General features: G+C 59.7%; 16 protein-coding genes. 7 read left to right on the top strand and 9 right to left on the bottom strand.

Annotated elements, in window-relative coordinates:
- Nucleotides 1–95 precede the first annotated feature (95 nt).
- Complete coding sequence (locus LAO20_01415) at nt 96–1,592, bottom strand: tetratricopeptide repeat protein (protein ID MBZ5530064.1); 1,497 nt, start codon at nt 1,590–1,592, stop codon at nt 96–98.
- Nucleotides 1,593–1,708: 116 nt separating this feature from the next.
- Nucleotides 1,709–2,155 carry a hypothetical protein gene (locus tag LAO20_01410; GenBank protein MBZ5530063.1) on the bottom strand — a complete coding sequence of 149 codons (447 nt, stop codon included), beginning with the start codon at nt 2,153–2,155 and terminating at the stop codon, nt 1,709–1,711.
- A gap of 165 nt (nt 2,156–2,320) precedes the next feature.
- Between LAO20_01410 and LAO20_01405 the strand changes: the two genes are divergently transcribed.
- On the top strand, nt 2,321–2,935 hold the full coding sequence (locus tag LAO20_01405) for a hypothetical protein (protein ID MBZ5530062.1): 615 nt from the start codon (nt 2,321–2,323) through the stop codon (nt 2,933–2,935).
- Nucleotides 2,936–3,073: 138 nt separating this feature from the next.
- On the opposite strand, the gene LAO20_01400 is transcribed toward LAO20_01405, so the two are convergent.
- From LAO20_01400 to LAO20_01390, 3 genes are all read right to left on the bottom strand, one after another.
- On the bottom strand, nt 3,074–4,213 hold the full coding sequence (locus LAO20_01400; GenBank protein MBZ5530061.1) for a c-type cytochrome: 1,140 nt from the start codon (nt 4,211–4,213) through the stop codon (nt 3,074–3,076).
- Nucleotides 4,214–4,340: 127 nt separating this feature from the next.
- Nucleotides 4,341–4,958 carry a peptide deformylase gene (gene def / locus LAO20_01395; protein MBZ5530060.1) on the bottom strand — a complete coding sequence of 206 codons (618 nt, stop codon included), beginning with the start codon at nt 4,956–4,958 and terminating at the stop codon, nt 4,341–4,343.
- Between the two features lie 317 nt (nt 4,959–5,275).
- Nucleotides 5,276–5,938: a trimeric intracellular cation channel family protein gene (locus LAO20_01390; GenBank protein ID MBZ5530059.1), complete on the bottom strand. Its 663-nt coding sequence runs from the start codon at nt 5,936–5,938 to the stop codon at nt 5,276–5,278.
- Between the two features lie 131 nt (nt 5,939–6,069).
- Here LAO20_01390 and LAO20_01385 point away from each other — a divergent pair, with 131 nt between their 5' ends.
- The 5 genes from LAO20_01385 to LAO20_01365 all read left to right on the top strand — a co-directional run bounded on the left by LAO20_01385 (nt 6,070) and on the right by LAO20_01365 (nt 11,833).
- Complete coding sequence (locus tag LAO20_01385; GenBank protein ID MBZ5530058.1) at nt 6,070–6,432, top strand: hypothetical protein; 363 nt, start codon at nt 6,070–6,072, stop codon at nt 6,430–6,432.
- Nucleotides 6,433–6,650: 218 nt separating this feature from the next.
- The gene (locus LAO20_01380) at nt 6,651–7,142 is read left to right on the top strand and encodes a hypothetical protein (GenBank protein MBZ5530057.1); all 492 of its coding nucleotides are present in this window, start codon (nt 6,651–6,653) and stop codon (nt 7,140–7,142) included.
- Between the two features lie 128 nt (nt 7,143–7,270).
- Complete coding sequence (locus LAO20_01375) at nt 7,271–8,191, top strand: MBL fold metallo-hydrolase (protein ID MBZ5530056.1); 921 nt, start codon at nt 7,271–7,273, stop codon at nt 8,189–8,191.
- Nucleotides 8,192–8,451: 260 nt separating this feature from the next.
- Nucleotides 8,452–10,134 (top strand): hypothetical protein, encoded by a 1,683-nt coding sequence (locus LAO20_01370; GenBank protein MBZ5530055.1) that lies wholly within the window; start codon nt 8,452–8,454, stop codon nt 10,132–10,134.
- A gap of 169 nt (nt 10,135–10,303) precedes the next feature.
- Nucleotides 10,304–11,833, top strand: a complete 1,530-nt coding sequence (locus LAO20_01365; protein ID MBZ5530054.1) for a hypothetical protein — start codon at nt 10,304–10,306, stop codon at nt 11,831–11,833.
- A 105-nt stretch (nt 11,834–11,938) separates the two neighbouring features.
- Here LAO20_01365 and LAO20_01360 read toward each other — a convergent pair whose 3' ends face one another.
- The 3 genes from LAO20_01360 to LAO20_01350 form a co-directional block, all read right to left on the bottom strand.
- Nucleotides 11,939–12,451, bottom strand: coding sequence for a hypothetical protein (locus LAO20_01360; GenBank protein ID MBZ5530053.1), 513 nt, complete (start codon nt 12,449–12,451; stop codon nt 11,939–11,941).
- Between the two features lie 105 nt (nt 12,452–12,556).
- The gene (locus LAO20_01355; GenBank protein MBZ5530052.1) at nt 12,557–12,787 is read right to left on the bottom strand and encodes an energy transducer TonB; all 231 of its coding nucleotides are present in this window, start codon (nt 12,785–12,787) and stop codon (nt 12,557–12,559) included.
- Nucleotides 12,788–13,089: 302 nt separating this feature from the next.
- Complete coding sequence (locus LAO20_01350) at nt 13,090–14,355, bottom strand: MFS transporter (protein ID MBZ5530051.1); 1,266 nt, start codon at nt 14,353–14,355, stop codon at nt 13,090–13,092.
- A 499-nt stretch (nt 14,356–14,854) separates the two neighbouring features.
- Between LAO20_01350 and LAO20_01345 the strand changes: the two genes are divergently transcribed.
- Nucleotides 14,855–15,130, top strand: a complete 276-nt coding sequence (locus LAO20_01345; GenBank protein MBZ5530050.1) for a hypothetical protein — start codon at nt 14,855–14,857, stop codon at nt 15,128–15,130.
- A gap of 134 nt (nt 15,131–15,264) precedes the next feature.
- Here LAO20_01345 and LAO20_01340 read toward each other — a convergent pair whose 3' ends face one another.
- Nucleotides 15,265–16,959, bottom strand: coding sequence for an OmpA family protein (locus LAO20_01340; GenBank protein ID MBZ5530049.1), 1,695 nt, complete (start codon nt 16,957–16,959; stop codon nt 15,265–15,267).
- Nucleotides 16,960–17,256: the final 297 nt, after the last annotated feature.

The raw sequence follows: 17,256 nt of genomic DNA, 5'->3' as shown, positions 1-17,256 counted from the left end.
GGTGAAACGCAGCATGGGTTGGTGACGCGAACAAACAACAAGGCCCGCTCTACGCGCAGCGGGCCTTGGGTTCCTTTAAGTTTTGGGTCTTGACGCTACTGTCTGCCTCCGATGCGGGCCGGCTTGTGCTCGGCGACGGTCTTGGCTTCTTGTTGCCGGCGAAATTCCGGCACCACCAGCGCCTGCTCAATCACCGGAATGTTGAACGATGCCAGCCTGGCTGCCAGGCGTCCGGAGTTCTCTTTTTGGCCGGTTTTTTCATACGCCGTGACCAACCCCCGCATGGAGATGGGATTCACAGCATCTTCTTCCAGGTGAGAAACCGCCTCAGCGAAGTTTTCTTGCGCCAGGGAAGCCGCGCCGGCCGCGCCGTGGTAGGCCACCTGGATCAGGTCATCGCCGCCGTTGGCTGCCGCCAGATCATCCAGTTGCTGCAGGGTGGCTTTGGCGACTTCAGCGTGGCCGTCATGCAACGCCCGTTCCACGCGCGTGCGCATCACGGACGCCAGTTCCTGGTTGAGCAGCGACTGCGGCACCTGGTGTTCGCCGCGCAGCGTCTTCTCGGCCTGCGTGAGAAACTCCATGGCATCGTCGCCGTCTTTCTGGTAAAGGGCCATGCTGCGGTAAGCTTCAGCCTCCAGGTTGGCGAAATCCTTTTCGTGCGCCTGGCGGGCCACTTCGCGGAAGGCTTTGTCGGCGCCTGTGCGGTCGTTGTCACGAACGTAAGTCGCCGCCCACTGCAGTCCCCACGTCACTTTTTGCACCGGCGAGCCGGCGGTGATGGCCAGCATGTACGCGGCGCGCGCTTTGGGCTGGTCGCCCATGAGCGCGTAGGTGTCGCCCAGCCCCAGTTCCGACTCGTGGAACGTGGGATCAATGGCCAGCGACATGCGATAGTGCTTCAGGGCCTCATCAAACCGGCCGGCCATGCGCGAGATCTCCGCGAAAGAATCCTGCGGGTTGGGCTCGTTGGGCACCAGTTCGGCGTAGTGCTTGATATCGGCGAAGGCTTTTTCGTAGTTGCCGGACTTGGCGTAGCAGTAGGCCACTTCATTCCAGGCATCGGCGAACTTGGGATCAATCTGGATCACGCGCTCGAACATCTGGATGGCGCGCGGCGACTGGTTCTGGTTGATCGCCAGCCACCATCCCGCCAGCCACGCCAGGTGCTTGTCGCGCGGGTACATCTGCAGAGCTTCATTCATGGCCTGGATCGCCGGCACCCAGTGCGCCTGGGTGGCATTGGCCAGCCAGTCCACGATGTATTGCTCTTCCATGTTCGCGGAAGGCCGCGTGTCCAGCGCCTTCTGGAGCTCGGCCATCTGCTCGGCGGGGTCCTGCGAAAAGAAGGTGAGCATGATGTGCCCCAGCGCGAAGTTGGGATCGGCCTTCACCGCTTTGCGCAGGTTGTCCAGGCCGTCCTGGACGTGCAGCATCTCCATTTTTTCCAGGCCTTTCTCAAAATAGGCGTGGGCTTGGGGCGACTTGGTGGAGATCTTCATGCCTGACACTTCGTCATGGGCCAGTGCCGCCAGCCCGCTCAACATGAAGAATATGGCTGTGATTGCCGCGCGAAACTTGCTCAACTTCATGACTGCTTACCTTTTTCTTCCGCCGGAAGCTTCCGGCAAAAATTGTTTTGGTCGTTCTCTAAATCTTTGGGCCCCGGAATCCCGACTTCGCGTGCTTGAAACTCAATCTCCCGACTTCAATTTCCTTTGAGGGAGTAACCCTGTTCCAGCGGCAGCTTGCCATCCACTTTTAAGACGTTCACGTGGCCGTTGATGGAGTACACGTCCACCAGCCCCACGGCGCCGGGAATGGTTTCCACCGTCCGCAACAGCTCTTCTTCAGTTTTGGCAATGATGACGCCGCTGTGGTGTGCCGCCAGCAGCGCGCGAAATTCATCGGGCTGCATGCGATAGATCTTTTCAATGGCGGTGCGCATTTCCGGAGTGGAAGGGTCGCGCAGGACCAGGATCACGTTCTTTCCGTCCGGCCATTTGATCTTGTCGAATTTGAAGACCTTGGCCAGGTCGGCCGCGGTGATCCCGCCCACGGTGTTGGACTTGTCCACTATCACCGCGATTTGCTTGGCTTCACACCATCCGCCCAGGCACAGGCTCAGCAGCATTAAGGTACACAAACGCCGCATAACGTACTCCTTACCCGGTGAACGTTACTTTTGTTAGGCTGGCCGGGCAAGTTACGGCGGTAATAGGTGCTTTGTTTATAATGGCTTAAGCCTTGGATCGGCCTCTTCCGAACGCGGCAGTTCCACTGGGCCGTGGCAATGCTGGCAGTCTCAGGACTTTGCTGCATGGACAAACAGCTGCTTCGCCGCCTGCATGACGTGAAATACCGGGAAATCTCCGAACTTGTAGACCGGAAGATCACTATCTCAAGCACAGCCGCGATTGCTCAGGACGTCGCTGCCGCAGCGCAGCCGTACTTACCATCATGCGGAAAGCTGGAATTGCGTTCAGAGAACATGCTGGCCGTCTTGGCGAAGTACAAGATGCTGGACCTTAGTTTTGCCACCACGATCCCTTTGCTTTCCCAGGCGGACAGGGTCAGCCGCCAGACGCTGGTCAACTTGGGGTTTGTGCCAAGCAGAGAAGAGCCAGCGGCGACTGAAGATGCAGACGATGAAGATCCGACATGCATGACGGATCTGGTTCAGGATACTCAAGCAGGCCATGAATGGCTGAAAGTGTTTCTCGACCTATGGCCCGCTAGAAAAGCGGTGACCGAGTTTATGGAAGCAGTTAAGAAAGCACAACGGAATCCCGTCCCCGGTCAAGATGCCTTCTCGGTTGCGTTTGAACAACTCCTACGCGAAGTTGAAGGCTTGTTCCCAGCGCAATTTAGAATTCGAGATGCTTGCATTACCAACTCAGACTTCGTGTGGTTTCACAAGCACTTCTATATGTAGGTCGGGTTCCTGGCTGCAATCACGACCTTATTCTTACCTTCGCGTTGATTCGCGGCGTGCGTTTTGCCCCGCTGCTCTGCGCTTCCGTGGTGAAAATCGGCGTCCATCTGCCGCAAAATCTGCGGTCCGCCACTACCGCTATTTAGCCGCGGGCTTCTCCTCCGCCGGCGCCGCAGGCTTGGCAAACTTGGCGTCGTCAATGGGCACGTTCTGCTGCACTTCGCTCATCTGAATCGTGAACCTGCCCGAAGGACGCGCAATCGTCCATTGAAAGGGAATCTTCAACCCGCCTTCCGTGCGATAGTCGGCATAGTCCACCTGCGTGGGATTGCGTCCCAGCGGAGTCTCGGCATAGCGGACGGTGCGCAGCAGCAGTCCCGATTCCTTGTCAAAGAAGAAGCGCAGCGGTGGCTTTCCCTCTTTGAATCCGACGACCTGATAGACGTTATGGCCGCCAACCTTTTCCGGGGTTGAAAGCAAGCGGAACTGGGTAAACATCTTTTTGATTTCCAGCGGCAGGTAAAAGGTGGCGTCAAAGCTGACCGCGTCATTCTCTTGCGCGGTCATGTCGCGCGGAGGCCGCCCTCCAGGATTTCCCAGCCAGCCGGCATGGCCGTCAAAGGCCGTGATGTTGTGGCCGTTCGGCGTTTGTACCGTGGAAATTCGTTTGTTCGGGGCCTTGGACAGCACCTCCACCGGAAACTGCTGCCCGCCAAAGCTGACCGTCCCCTTCTGCACGCGGCTGGTAATTTTCTGCAGCGCCTCAGCGCCGCCCACGGCTTCGATGTACTGATCAAGGATCTTGTCGGCCGCGCCCTCCCGCGGAGTCGCGATCAGCGAGTCGAGCGGCGATCGCTTAGGCTCCTGCTCCGCGATGACCGGCACTCCCACGGGTTTCTCTGCTCCGCGATGGCACGAGTAACACGTCACCTCGTGCTGGCCCTTGAAGTTGTCGCGATTGATGGCCATCTGCATCTCGATCATCTTGCGCGCCGTCAGCTTGGATTTCTTGTCGTCTTTCTCGAAGGCGTCGCGTACGTGGCAGAATTCGCATTCCACGCCCAGCGAGCTGGCGATGAACTGCATCGTGGGCTGCCACTGGTCGGCCGGAACGCCTTTCAACACCTGAATGTTCTTGAAGACCTGCTCCGCGGTCTTGGGCGTTTCTCCCGTGGCGGGCGCAGCCGGGTTTTGTGCGCTTGCTTGTGGAACGTGGAGCGTCAGGCCACCCATGATGACAAGCGTGGCGTACAACATGTTGACGAAGGCCCTGTGCATGGAGTGTTCCTTAAGGAGATTTTGACGTGGAAGTGTAAATGATTTTGTGCGCAGACCCCAACGGCGGCCTGGTTGCTGCGCCCCAAGGTCCCTGCGTGGCTCCGCGCCTGCCGAGGTGAAAGCCGAGCTATCCGCGCTCATCCGCGTGAATCCGCGGGAAAGCCTTCAACTCGGCTTTGATCTCTTCCATGGTCTTCGCCAGCCAAAGCTTTTTGTAGTTGTCCACGGTCATCAGCGTGCGCGGGTACATGCGGTCCACAAAGACCGTCCCCTGGAGATGGTCAATTTCATGCTGCAAAATGCGCGCGTGCCAGCCGCTGGCTTCAATCACCTGGGGCTGGCCTTTTTCGTCCAGGCACTCCACGCGGACCTTCCGCGCGCGCGGGACCATGGCCATCAGGTTGGTCAGGCTCAGGCAGCCTTCAAAGAATTCAATGCGTTCGTCGCCCAGCAGCGTGAGCTTGGGATTGATGATCACGTGGAAGGGAATCGCTTCGCGCTCGCGGGCGGCGCGCTGTTCCGGCGTCCAGTCTTTGGTGTAGTCGGGGAGGTCTTCAATCACCGCCAGTTGCAGGTTGCGGCCGATCTGCGGCGCCGCCAGCCCCACGCCCGGCGCGGCATGCATGGTCTCTTTCATGTGCGCGATCAGCTCGCGGACCTCTTTGCTGCGGATTTCATTGGGACGAAGCGCCCGCGCCTTTTGCCGCAACACCGGCTCGCCCACCTGCACGATAGGAACTAGCACGAATCACCCTGAGAGTGGAATTGATCTTGAAGAAAGACATTGTACAGGGAAGAATCGGGAAATCGGGACATCGGGAAATCGGGACATCGGAAAACCGAAACCTAAGAACAAGACCTTTGAAACACGGAGGAACGGAGGAAGCGGAGGTTTAGGAGGCTGTGTCAGGGGTGGTTTACGAGGGGAGCGTTTGTGCGGTGCACGGCTCAGTGGATTGAATCGCGTAAAAACCCGAGCGCCGGAGGCGCGAAATGAGTTAGCCCAGGCCGGAAGGCCTGGGTGAGATGATTTCGATTGACGAGCCCCGTAGGCGGCGACACTCATTCCTCGCCGCGCACCTGGCGCGTCTGCCAGTGAAAGCGCAGCGCCAGCAGCCGCAACCCAAAACCGCTCATCGCGCCAACAATAGTGGAAGTCTCGCGGCTGAAATGCAAAGAATCAAACACCAGGAACATAGCTGCGCCGAATCCGGCGGCAATGGCGTAGAGTTCGCCGCGTTCGAAGATTTTCGGCGTGCGTCCGCTGAGCACGTCGCGGATGCAGCCTCCGCCCACCGCGGTGACGCCGCCCAGCAGCAACGCTGACAGCCATCCCAGCCCGGCGTTCAAAGCGCGCGTGCTGCCGGCCACGGCGAACAAGCCCAACCCCGCCGCGTCAATAATAAGGATCACGCGCTCGGTGTTCTTGCCAATACGCGAAGCAAATACCATGCCCACCACCGCTCCGGCGAGCGCGGTCATCAGGTAGCGGGGATCGGCAAATGCCAGCGGCGGACCTTGCTGCAGAATCAAGTCGCGGGTGATGCCGCCGCCCAGCGCCGACGCCAGGGACAATCCGGTGACGCCCACCAGATCGTACTTGTAGCGCATGTCGCGGATGGCCATGAGCGCGCCGCCCAGCGCTCCGGCAAAGACGCCCAGAAAATCAATGAGCGAAAAAAGCCGGTCTATCGGCAGCTTGTCGATGGGCAGAGGCAGAGACATGGGAAGCTCAACCTATAATCCAATTCTGCCCGCGGAGCAAGGCGTCAGGGAGCCGCTGCGCGCGCCGGAAATCCGGGCCATACCCTTCGGTAATCTTCAAGCGTGCCACTGCGCGGTGGCATCATCTCTGCATGCCGCAATTTCCCCAATCGCACACCAAGACACGTTCTCCTCGGGTACGCATTCCCAACCAAGGCTCCATCCGCTTCAACCTGGGCGAGCATTCCGTTCAGGCCGTGCTGCACCGGCTGTCCCTGACCGGAGGCCTGGCCGAGTTTAACGGCAAGCTGGGCGACGTGACCATCGCGGAAGCCCGGCTGAATACTCCGGCCGGCGTGTTCAGCGGGCTGGTGGAATTCCTGCGTCCGCAGAAGAACATGGGACCGGCGGCGCGGGCGTTCCGCTTCATTGCCCTGGGTGACGCGGACTACAAACGCCTCAACGCGACCCTGCAGCTCATGCGCAGCAAAGGCTACGCCGTAGAGGCGCGCTAGGGACGACTTTTGGTTGCCCGTGAAAGAAACCTCTTAAGCAGATGAGGGCGCTTCTTTGTAGTGGAATATTCAAGTCGCAGGCCATCGGCCCGGCATCCCTTGAGCGGTTTTTGTTGTCTCATCATCAGCTATTCAACGCGATTTTCATGGTCTGGGGAAAGCGGCTCGCCAGCCGGCCTGGATTTTATCGGTTGAAAACTTGAAGAGGAGACTCCACCATGAAACCGATCCGCAAAATACTATTGCTTACAGCGTGCTTGACCGCGTTTGCGGCCTTCGCCCAGCAAAGCCCACCTCCGCAGAGCTCGCCGCAGCCGAGCCCGTCCCCGTCACCGCAGAGTTCGCCGCAGCCGAGCCCGTCGCCGCAGAGCGGAGCCGATGCCGTCGCGCCGCGGCCCGCGCTTCCTGAGGCAGATGTCCAAGCCCAGACCTTGCAAGAAAAGTTGGCGCTGGACGATGGCCAGAAAGCCAAGATCAAGGCCAATCTGGAAGACCAACATGCGCAAAGGCTGGCGGTGATGAAAGACGAATCTCTTTCCCCGGAAGACCGCACCATCAAGATGCGCAGCATCCACGCCGATGCGCTGGCAAAAATTCGTGACGCCCTCAATGACGATCAAAAGAAGAAATTTGACGCCATGCAACAGGAGATGAAGGACCGCGCGCGCCCTGTTCCGCCCAAGCCTGCCGGCGAAAGCGCTCCCAAATAGCGCTCGGGGCATTTCCGGCGTGGCCGCGAATGCCGTCTTCTTCCCCGGCGCCGGGCTCATAGGTGTTCTTCCGCAGCTTCTCCGCCGTGCTCTATAATCCGCGCAGCTTTATTTGATGGAGCGCCAGGATGAAATCCGCCATCGCCCTTCTTCTTTTTTCCATGCTCGGCGTTTATCTAGGAGCGCAGTTGCCCGAGTGGTGCCGCGACCTGCCTCGTCCGGCGTACAAAAAGCTGGAGCGCGTTACGGTCGGCGACGCGTGGTTTGAGGTATATCGCGTACAGCCGGGCGTGTTCGCCATCTACGAGCCGCATCAGTCGGAAGAAGTTATCTCGTATCTCATCCTGGGCGAAAAAAAGGCCGTGCTGTTTGACACCGGCATGGGCATCAGCGACATCAAGCGAGTCACTGCGGAACTTACGCCGCTGCCGGTGAGCGTGGTGAACTCGCACACCCACAATGACCACGTGGGCGGCAACTGGCTCTTTAGCGATGTGTACGGCATGGACACGGCGTTCACTCGCAACAGCGCCAAGGGTTCGCGGGACGACGCGCAGGCGGAAATCGCGCCCGGCGAAATCTGCGGTAATCTTCCTGCAGGTTTTGATGCGGCGGCCTACGCGACCAAGCCGTTTCACATTACCCACTGGCTGCACGACGGCGACAAGATTGACCTCGGAGGACGCGTGCTGCAGATCGTCGCTACGCCGGGCCACACCCCGGACGCCATTTCGTTGTTGGACGAAAAGCACGGCCTGCTGTTCACCGGCGATACGTATTATCCCGGGCCAATTTTTCTTTATCGTCCGGAGACGGACCTGGATGCCTATGAGGCTAGCATCAAGAAGATGATTGCGCTGGGTTCCGGGGTGAAGACGCCCAAATTGAAATTGCTTCTGCCCGCGCACAACGTTCCGGTGGCCTCGCCCGCCGACCTGAGCCGGGTATTGACGGCGTTTCGCGAAGTGCGCGCAGGGAAGGTGAAGGCTTCACCGCATGGCGACAAGAAAGAATTCAAGTTTGAGGGGTTTTCGTTTTTGATGAAGTAAATACCCTTACCGGGAGTTTGCTTTTGTTTGTGTCGCCCCTCCGGGGCTCTGGTTCTACACGACGCTTACCCAGGCCTTCCGGCCTGGGCTAACTCATTTCGCGCCTCCGGCGCTAGACGATTCGCCATGCACGGATTCTCGCGCTTTCGGCGGCACGATTTGGAAATGCTGATGTCGCGAACCCGCACCGTCCAAGTCCGCTAGTGCATCCTTGGAGAAAACTTCTGCTACCGTATACTCTGGATTGCCACCGGAGACCCATGATGAGAATCACGCCCAACTTCGCCAAGCGCTTTGCTGCTTCGCTGTTTGCACTCGCCCTCTTCTTTTCTCTTCTACCGCAGCACGCTGCGGCCGCGGACACGCGCTTCAAGATCACTCTGCCTGCGGCGCACAAGCCGGTCACGGGAAGAGTGTTTGTGATCGTCTCCCGGATTGACAATCCTGAGCCGCGTTTGCAAGTGGGTTCCTGGCGGTCGCGCGCGGAGCTTCTGGGTCGCGATGCCGACCTGGGCCCGGGACAGTTCGCCACCATGGACGCGCTCACCCTGGGCTTTCCTCTCAAGTCCGTGCGCGAGCTTCCCGCCGGCGACTACTACGTGCAGGCGCTGTTCAACGTATACACGCGCTTCACCCGGTCGGACGGCCACAACATCTTCGCCCACATGGACCAGTGGGAGGGCCAGCATTTCAACCAGTCTCCGGGGAACCTTTACAGTGACGTGCGCCGTTTCCATCTTGATCCGCTCAGCGGCTATGAGATCCAGTTGTCGCTGGACCACGCGATTGCCGCCGAGCCCATGCCCGCGGACACGCAGTACGTGAAGCACCTCAAGATCCAGAGCAAGCTGCTCACGCAGTTCTGGGGACAGCCGATTTACCTGGGCGCCACCGTCCTGTTGCCGGAAGGATATGACGCGCACCCCAGCGCGCACTATCCCGTGCTGTACGAGCAGGGGCATTTCAATCTGCGTCCGCCGCTGGGTTTCAGCACGGAGCCTCCGCCAGCCAACGCTCCGGTGCGGGAGAACCGACTGTCCGGCATGGAGCTTTACGAACGATGGAAGGGCGCGAACTTCCCGCGCATGATCGCCGTGACCTTCCAGCATCCCACGGTTTATTTTGACGATTCGTACGCGGTGAACTCGGCCAACAACGGCCCCTACGGCGACGCCATCATGACTGAGCTGATTCCGTACGTGGAAGAGCATTTCCGCATCATTCGCCAGCCGTACGCGCGAGTGCTCACCGGCGGCTCCACCGGCGGATGGGAGTCCCTGGCGCTGCAGGTCTATCATCCGGAATTTTTCGGCGGCACATGGACCGGCTATCCCGACCCGGTGGATTTCTCGCGCTACGGAATTGTTGACGTCTATAACGACGTGAGCGCCTTCCTGGCTCCGGGCTACGACGCGCCGGTGCCCGAGCGTCCCATGTCGCGCACGCCGGAAGGCCAGACTGACGTTACCATCCGCCAGATGAGCCAGCTTGAAGACGTGATGGGCAGCCACGGCCGCAGCGGCGAGCAGTTTGAAGCCTGGGAAGCCGTGTACGGCCCGGTTGGCGCGGATGGCTACCCCAAGCCGCTGTGGGACAAGCAAACGGGCAAGATTGACACGCAAGTCGCGCTCTACATGCGCGACCATGGCTACGATCTGCGCTATTACCTGGAGCAGAATTGGGCCACGATCGGGCCCAAGCTGGTGGGCAAGATCCACGTCTTCTGCGGTGACATGGACCATTTCTACCTGAACCTGGCGGTCTATCGCCTGGAAAGTTTTCTCAAGAGCGCCAACCCGCCGTACGGGGGATCATTCGAGTACGGACGTCCCATGAAAGGCCATGGCTGGACTCCGCTCAACCAGGCGGAAATGCTGCGGGTGATGGCCAATCACATTTCGAGCAACGCCCCGGCGGGCGCGGACAATTCGTGGAAGTACTAGAAGAGCAACTAGCAACTAGCAATTGGCAATTAGCAAACCCGGAACAAACCTGAGCCTTTATCAATTTTCAGCAGGCTGTGTACCAAAGAGTCGCTTCCGTGGTCCCGATGCGCGGGCGTTGCTTGTGTCACCTCACCGTGCTATGGTCGGAGGCTGTTGGAGGTGCGGGATGATCAGGACCGCCGCGACTGCGCTCATCGCTTTCTCTCTATGCGCTCTACCGGCCTGCGCCCAGGAACACCAGCATGCTGCGCCGGAAAAGCTGGGTAAGGTGTCGTTTACCACCACATGTGACGCGCGGGTGCAGGCCAGCTTCAATCGCGCGGTCGCCCTGTTGCACTCGTTTGCTTATGCGCCGGCGGCTGAGGCCTTTCAGAAGGTTGCCGATGAAGACCCCGGCTGCGCCATGGCCCACTGGGGCGCAGCCATGAGTTATTACCACCAACTCTGGGAGCCGGCATTGCCGGGCGATGCCCTGCAGAAGGGCCGGGCGGAGCTGGAACTGGCGAAGAAGACCGCCAAGCCCAGCGCGCGAGAGCAGGAGTACCTGGCCGCTGCCGGCTTGGTATTCAACGACGCTGAGGGACCGTATCCAGTGCGCGCCGGGAAATATCGTGATGCCATGGCGACGCTGGCGAAAAAATATCCCCAAGACACTGAGGCCCAGATTTTCTACGCTCTGGCGCTGCTGTCCACCGCTTCTCCGCAGGACAAGACGCACTCCAACCAGAAAGCCGCAGGCGCGATTCTTGAGCCTCTGTACAAACAATACCCGCAGCATCCGGGGCTGGCCCACTACATCATTCACGCGTATGACAACGCGGAACTCGCCGCCCGGGGAGAAAAGGCCGCACGGGAGTATGCGCTGATTGCTCCGTCGGCGCCTCACGCCTTGCATATGCCGTCGCACATCTTTACCCGGCTGGGCATGTGGAACGATTCCATCCGCATGAACCAGGCGGCGCGCACCGCGGCGCACCAGCAGGGAGACATCGGCGAAGAACTGCACGCCATGGACTACCTGGTGTACGCATGGCTCCAGGAAAACCGGGAGGCCGATGCGGCAGCACTCCTGCAGGAACTCAAAGCCATGGGGCCGTTCAAGGCCAGCGAAGCCAAAGTGTTCTACGCAGCCACCGCGATGCCCATCCGCTACGCCGTGGAACGCAAGCAATGGAAAGACGCCGTGCAGTGCACTGCCCCCGAGGGCGCACCGCCGCACGTGATTGCGCTGGCTGCATGGGCCCGCGCGCTGGGACACGCTCGTGCGGGAGAGGCTGACGCCGCCAAAGCAGAAGCGGAAATTGTGCGGAAGATGGCCGAGAAGCTTCGCGACGCCGGCAATCTGTATTGGGCAGGCCAGGTCCAGATCCAAGCGCATGAAGCCAGCGCGTGGATAGCCTGGGCTGAACATAAACCGGAAGACGCTCTGAAGTTCATGAGAAGCGCCGCCGACGAAGAAGACGCCGTGGAAAAGCTCCCGGTGACGCCGGGCCCGGTGGCGCCGGCCCGAGAACAGCTTGGAGACATGCTCTTGTTGGCCGGGCAGCCTGCTGCGGCTCTCACCGAATACGAGAAGTCGCTGAAGGGTTCACCCGGAAGACGCGGCGCGCTACAGGGCGCGATGAAAAGCTCACACGACGCGGGCTTGTCGTCCAAGACTGCGTACTATCAGGCGTTATTGCAAAAGCAGAATTGATTGCCGCCAGGAAGTCCCGTATGCCGTGTAGCCATTGTTGGGCGCAGGATTGAACGCTTGCGGGCTCGCCAGATCAGGACTGGAAAACCGCATCCCCCCCGTGCGCTAATCGTCATAGCACGGCCCTGGTTTTTTATCCTTGAGGTTTGCCGGGCAAGCCTTCCAGACAATGAAGCCTGACTCCTCCGCCGGATCGACAATCAGATAACGCAGCCAAATGGCGTCTTTCACCTGAATTGATCTCAGGTGTTCATTAAACGGAGGGTAGTCGGTTCCAACCCACCACCAACCATGGAGAAAGGCCCTCTCCCCCACCTCAGAAAATCGCCATCGGTGCCCGTGACACTCGAATTCGAGGTCGAGCGCGTCGCGTCTAGGAAGATTCTCGGCTTGCTTGGGAATGTCGAATCCTGATTTGAAAGAACCACTAAAAAGAACGCGACCGTCTTCTCTGGCAACCATGCGGAATTGCTTACACTTGACAGCCGTCTTTCCGATTGCGAAACGCACCTCCACGCGATGAGGCCCCGGGTCAGGAAGGGGTGGGCCGATCACGGGCGGGGGTTGTTGCGCCCAGGCATTCGACAGCAACGTGACCAGGAGAATCAGCATTGTCATTGAACGATATATCTGCATGCAGAATCATCTCACTGAGAGCTCTATTTCTCCGGAAAGGCCGACAGTGGCACCTGCGCGTAGACTCAGGTCCTGATCGCAACAGTCTCACGGATTGAAATCAAATTTGAGCACCACGGTTGAGGCCTGGGGTTCGGGTTCGAACACCCACTTCTGCGCGGCCTCCACGGCAGCCTGCGCCAGTACAGGACCGCCGCCCAGCACCTTTACCTCTTTGACCTTTCCATCGGGCGCAACCAGCACTTGGACGCGCACCGTCCCGCGGATGTTGAGCCGCTTTGCCAACTCTGGGTACTCCGGCTGCACTCTCTTTTTCACTTTGCGGGTGGCTTCCTGAGCGGACACAGATGGGCAACAAGTGGCAGTCAAAACTGCCAACAGCAGAGCGAACCAAAACGCGGACCTGACCCTGCGCACATCGCCTGCGCGACAAAGGGAAGAGACTTTCACCGTCAATCTCCTTGAGCCTGTTGTTCGGGGCGTGCGGTCGAACCGGAAGCCGAACGCAGGCGGCACAATGGCCACAGCTTATTCGGGAAGAATTAGAGATTCAAAGTACGAAGGTAATCAGAAGAGCGGAATTGTATCGCGAAGGTAAACGCGGCGGAGGCATCGCGACTTCAGTCTAAGGCCGCTGACGCGCGTTCCGTTGCAGTCTGCGCCAAGTGGGACCTTCCGCGCATCATGAAGTAGCCCGCGGCGGTGACCAGCGCCATGGCGCCGGCGGACGCCAAAAACAATGGGCGGATCCCCAGCTTCTGCGCCAGAAATCCGGAGATCAGCAAGCCCATCACCTGGCCGATCCACATCAGAGACATGAAGCTGCCGCTCACGCGGGCCACCATGGTGGGAGGCGTTTCCTGCTGCGACATGGTCTGCGCCGGAATCAGAACGAAGGCGATGGCAAAGCCCACCAGAAACATGCTGGCGGCCGCCATGGGAATATTGCTGAAGCCGCCCAGCAACGCCGCTCCGGCCCCCAGAACGAAAAGCCCGCTCAACACTACGTTGACGCGGGAAACAGTGCGGCTGACGCGCGGCAGGACCATCCCGCCCATGATCAGCCCGATGCCCACCATGGAACTGCATACGCCAAAGGTGAACGGCCCGGCATGCAGCATGTCGCGGATAAAGATGGAGATGAGCGGGCTGAACGAGCTGAGTACGAACGTGGCCACGGCCATCGCCAGAAAGACAAATGACAGCCCGGCGTGGGTGAAGATGAACTTGTTGCCGTCGAGAAAGTCGCGGGTAAGCGACGCCAGAGTTTTTTCGCCGTCCGCCCGCGCCGGCCGCACGATGGCCAGCGTGGAAATCATGATGGCGGAAAAAGCAAAGCTCGCCGTGTCCAGATAAAAGCAGGCTTTTTCGCCCAGCGTGGAGATCACGCTGCCTGCCACCAGCGGCGAGGCCAGGCGCACGACGAAAAACGCGTTGGTCATGAGCCCGTTGGCGGCGAGCAGGCCTTCCGCCGGCACCAGGACGCGCAGAGTGACCGATTGCGCCGGCGAGAAAAAGCTGGAGACCGCGCTGATGGCAAAAAAGATGGCGCAGATCTGCCGCACGTCAGTGACGAACAGCAGCATCAGGATCAGCACGGCGCGCACCACGTCACTGATGATCATCACCCGCTTGACGTTCCAGTGGTCCACAAACACGCCGGCCACCGGACTGAGCACCGCCAGCGGCAACACATACGCAATGGTCACCGACGTGACTTGCACCGCTGTGCCGTGCAGCTTAAAGGTGATCAAGCTGATCACGCCGAACAGCGCCAGGAAGTCGCCGAAGATGCTGACAAATTGGGCCATCCACAGGATGCGGAACGGCTTGTGCTGCAGAATCGTCTTTTGCGTGAACGCGGGAGTGGTGGCTGAAGCGGACATGGGGGAATCAGTCTCCGGGAGATAGACTAAATCAAAACAAAAGCTTGTGGCCGGCAGCGTGAACGCAGTTGCGCGCGATGCATCGTGGGACGACGGGAAGTTTTGTCCTCGCGATGCGGAGTTTGCTCAGTCCGAGAGCGGCCATCGTCGCAACAACCTGTACGCTTTCCAGCGCGCGCAGGAATCTGGTGATGTTTTAAGTCGGTCGAGTGGACCTTCCGCGTCTGCGGCCATTGGTCAGTGCGCAGCGGGTTTCACTATTGGAGTTCCTAATCAGTAATTCCTAAGACTCGCTGTAAGCTATTGAAAAATAAACGTCAAACATATTCCACTTTTGTACTTGCCGGGAAAAAGGAGTAGAGTATTATCAGTTCCCGGATTCTGAATTAACAAAGAACCCTTAATGCACACGATTCCAGCAGCCTCCCTCCTGTTGGTCATGGCAACGGACGCCGCACTTCGGCTTCGCTGCGATTGGCTTGAACAGGCTGGATACAAAGTGAGCCCCGCATGCAGCCTGAAGGAAGTTGAGCAGGCCTGCCATAGCCACGCGTTTGATATCGTGCTGGTCGCGGACGTGGTGGAACCCAGAATGAAAAAGGCCATCGGCCTCACCGTGCGGCATTTCTGTCCGGATGCCTCCATTCTGCAGATGGGACGCATTCGCCCGGACATTGACGGCGCCTGCTTCGTCACCGGCGACTCCCACGCCGACGTGCTGCAGTCGGTACAGAAGATCCTGCGCCGTGACGACATTCCTCCTGCTGCGCTGTAAGAAATTTCTTTCAGCGCTCCGGCAAATTCGATTTCTAAAGATAAAGAGGAGCCACGCGGCTCCTCTTTTGGTTGGTGCTCATATTCTCGGCCAAGAGCCAAAGGCTAACGGCTAATGGCTAAGGGCTGACTTGGCTACCTCTGCTGATTCGCCGCCGTGGCTTTCGTCCCGATGGCTTCTCCTGACAGCACCAGTTCCACGCGACGATTCTGCTGCCGGCCTTCCGGCGTGTCATTGCTCGCTACCGGACTGGTCTTGCCGAAGCCGCGCGAGGTAATCGTGTTGTCGGCGATGCCTTGCTGGACCAGATAATTGCGCACCGCTTCCGCGCGATGTTCCGAGAGCGTCTGGTTGTATTCGTCGCCGCCCACGCTGTCAGTGTGGCCTTCCACTTCCAGGTGCAGCCCCGGATGCGCCAGCACAATGCCGGAAACTTTTGCCAGACGCTCGCGCGCTCCGGGCAGCAGTTCAAAGCTGCCGGTCTTGAACAGGACGTCACTCATGTTGGCGATGAGACCGCGCGCGGTGTCGCGCGTGGCCAGCACGGCGTTCAACTGCTGCAAGAGCTGCGCGCGAAGATCGGCCTTCTCGCGTTCGGCTTGCGCGCGCAGACGATCAGCTTCTTCGGCGGCTTTGCGCGCCTTGTCGGCTTCAACCGCCAACTGCTGTTGCTGGGCGACGGCCTGTGCCTTGGCGGTCTCGGCCTGGGCCTTGGCGGCTTCCGCTTCCTGGCGGGCCTGGTCGGCTTCCTGCTTCATGCGGACAGCTTCCGCAGTGGCGGCTTCCGCCTGCTTCCGCGCCTGCTCGGCCTGGGCCTTGGCGTTCTCGGCGTCCACGCGGCGCTGGGCTTCCGCTTGCGCGTTCAAGCGGGCCTGGGCTTCGCGTTCTTCGGCGGCGCGCTTCTCGGCAGCGGCTTTGGCGTTGGCTTCTTCTTCGGCTTTCTGTTTTACGGCCATCACGCGGGCTTCTTCCGCGGTGCTCACGGTTTCGCGCGCCAGGGTTTCAATCGTCCCCTTGTCCCGCTTCTGGACGTAAGCTTCTTCGGCGGCGCGCAACTGGCCGTCGGCTTTGGCCAGGATGGACGCCGCGTACTTCTCGGCGGCGGCGATGCGCGCAATGCGCACGGCGTTGCGGGCCTCAAACAGCGCGCGCGGGGTCTTGCGATCAATGCCGAAAATCGCGTCCTGAATGTGGGTGTTTACTGACGAGTAGGTTCCGCGTCCCAGCAGCTCATAACGGGCCTCAATATTTTCCTGGCGTCCGCCGGCGGGGACAATGTTTTCCATCACCACCATGTTGCCCGGCTGGTTCACGGCAAAGTACGGTTCGGCGGTCACGATCAGGCCGAAGGTCGACATGTCGGTGATGGCTTTCAGCTTGCTGTTGTTGTGGTCAATGACCAGCTCGCCCAGGTTCACGGCGCGCCCCTGGGGCGAGACCGCCCACATCACCAGCGTCAGATACTCCAGGCCGAACTTGGTGGGGTCGTCCAGGTTCTCAAACTTGGCGTCAATTTCAATGCTGCTTTTTTTGCCGGTGACCCTGGCTTCGCCCGTGGCGTTGGCCATCAGGTCCGTGCCGTGGAATTCCACTTTGACGGTGTCCGTGCGCAGGCGATAGTTGACGGCCTTGGTGGTGCGGGAGACCACTTGCGGCTGCTGCGCCTGCGTCGCGCCCAGCGACTGTATCTGCGCGGCGGCGCCCGCCGGCATCAGCATGGCGACAGCGGCTGCCACGGCAGCGCAGATGTACGCGATTCGGGCGTACCCAGTTTGGGCTTTCCCGCTTTGGGCTTTCCCAGTTAGGACCAGGGGATTTCTCATCTTCATTCTAGGTGCCTCTCATTTATGTTGCTTCGCAAACCGCTTCGCGATTTTGCGTCGCCAACCTTTTTCAGCTTTTTGTCAGCGATTCCTGATTTTTACAGGGATTGGTGTCCTCTAACTCTACGGGCACTCGCAGGTTATTGAAAAGACGCACTTAGTACAAGGGGTAAATGGTACTTTGGTGCAAGGGGGAAGAGTTCCTTGCGCCGCAGGCCCGTCGCGCAGCGCGAAGCGCGTAGCGACCAAAGAGAAGACCAGCGAAGCGGAGCGCGTCAGAAGAATCTGAGCGCCAAGTGCGAA

The sequence above is a fragment of the Terriglobia bacterium genome (assembly GCA_020072815.1).
In the GTDB taxonomy this organism is placed as follows: domain Bacteria; phylum Acidobacteriota; class Terriglobia; order Terriglobales; family Acidobacteriaceae; genus Angelobacter.
This window is presented reverse-complemented; position numbering and strand designations above follow the sequence as displayed.

Excerpts from the sequence above, each read along its gene's own strand:
- LAO20_01340 (MBZ5530049.1), bottom strand. The coding sequence starts at position 16,959 with ATGAAGATGAGAAATCCCCTGGTCCTAACTGGGAAAGCCCAAAGCGGG.
- LAO20_01375 (MBZ5530056.1), top strand. The coding sequence starts at position 7,271 with ATGAAATCCGCCATCGCCCTTCTTCTTTTTTCCATGCTCGGCGTTTAT.
- LAO20_01365 (MBZ5530054.1), top strand. The coding sequence starts at position 10,304 with ATGATCAGGACCGCCGCGACTGCGCTCATCGCTTTCTCTCTATGCGCT.
- LAO20_01400 (MBZ5530061.1), bottom strand. The coding sequence starts at position 4,213 with ATGCACAGGGCCTTCGTCAACATGTTGTACGCCACGCTTGTCATCATG.
- LAO20_01380 (MBZ5530057.1), top strand. The coding sequence starts at position 6,651 with ATGAAACCGATCCGCAAAATACTATTGCTTACAGCGTGCTTGACCGCG.
- LAO20_01385 (MBZ5530058.1), top strand. The coding sequence starts at position 6,070 with ATGCCGCAATTTCCCCAATCGCACACCAAGACACGTTCTCCTCGGGTA.
- LAO20_01350 (MBZ5530051.1), bottom strand. The coding sequence starts at position 14,355 with ATGTCCGCTTCAGCCACCACTCCCGCGTTCACGCAAAAGACGATTCTG.
- LAO20_01410 (MBZ5530063.1), bottom strand. The coding sequence starts at position 2,155 with ATGCGGCGTTTGTGTACCTTAATGCTGCTGAGCCTGTGCCTGGGCGGA.
- LAO20_01360 (MBZ5530053.1), bottom strand. The coding sequence starts at position 12,451 with ATGACAATGCTGATTCTCCTGGTCACGTTGCTGTCGAATGCCTGGGCG.
- LAO20_01415 (MBZ5530064.1), bottom strand. The coding sequence starts at position 1,592 with ATGAAGTTGAGCAAGTTTCGCGCGGCAATCACAGCCATATTCTTCATG.
- LAO20_01405 (MBZ5530062.1), top strand. The coding sequence starts at position 2,321 with ATGGACAAACAGCTGCTTCGCCGCCTGCATGACGTGAAATACCGGGAA.
- LAO20_01370 (MBZ5530055.1), top strand. The coding sequence starts at position 8,452 with ATGATGAGAATCACGCCCAACTTCGCCAAGCGCTTTGCTGCTTCGCTG.
- LAO20_01390 (MBZ5530059.1), bottom strand. The coding sequence starts at position 5,938 with ATGTCTCTGCCTCTGCCCATCGACAAGCTGCCGATAGACCGGCTTTTT.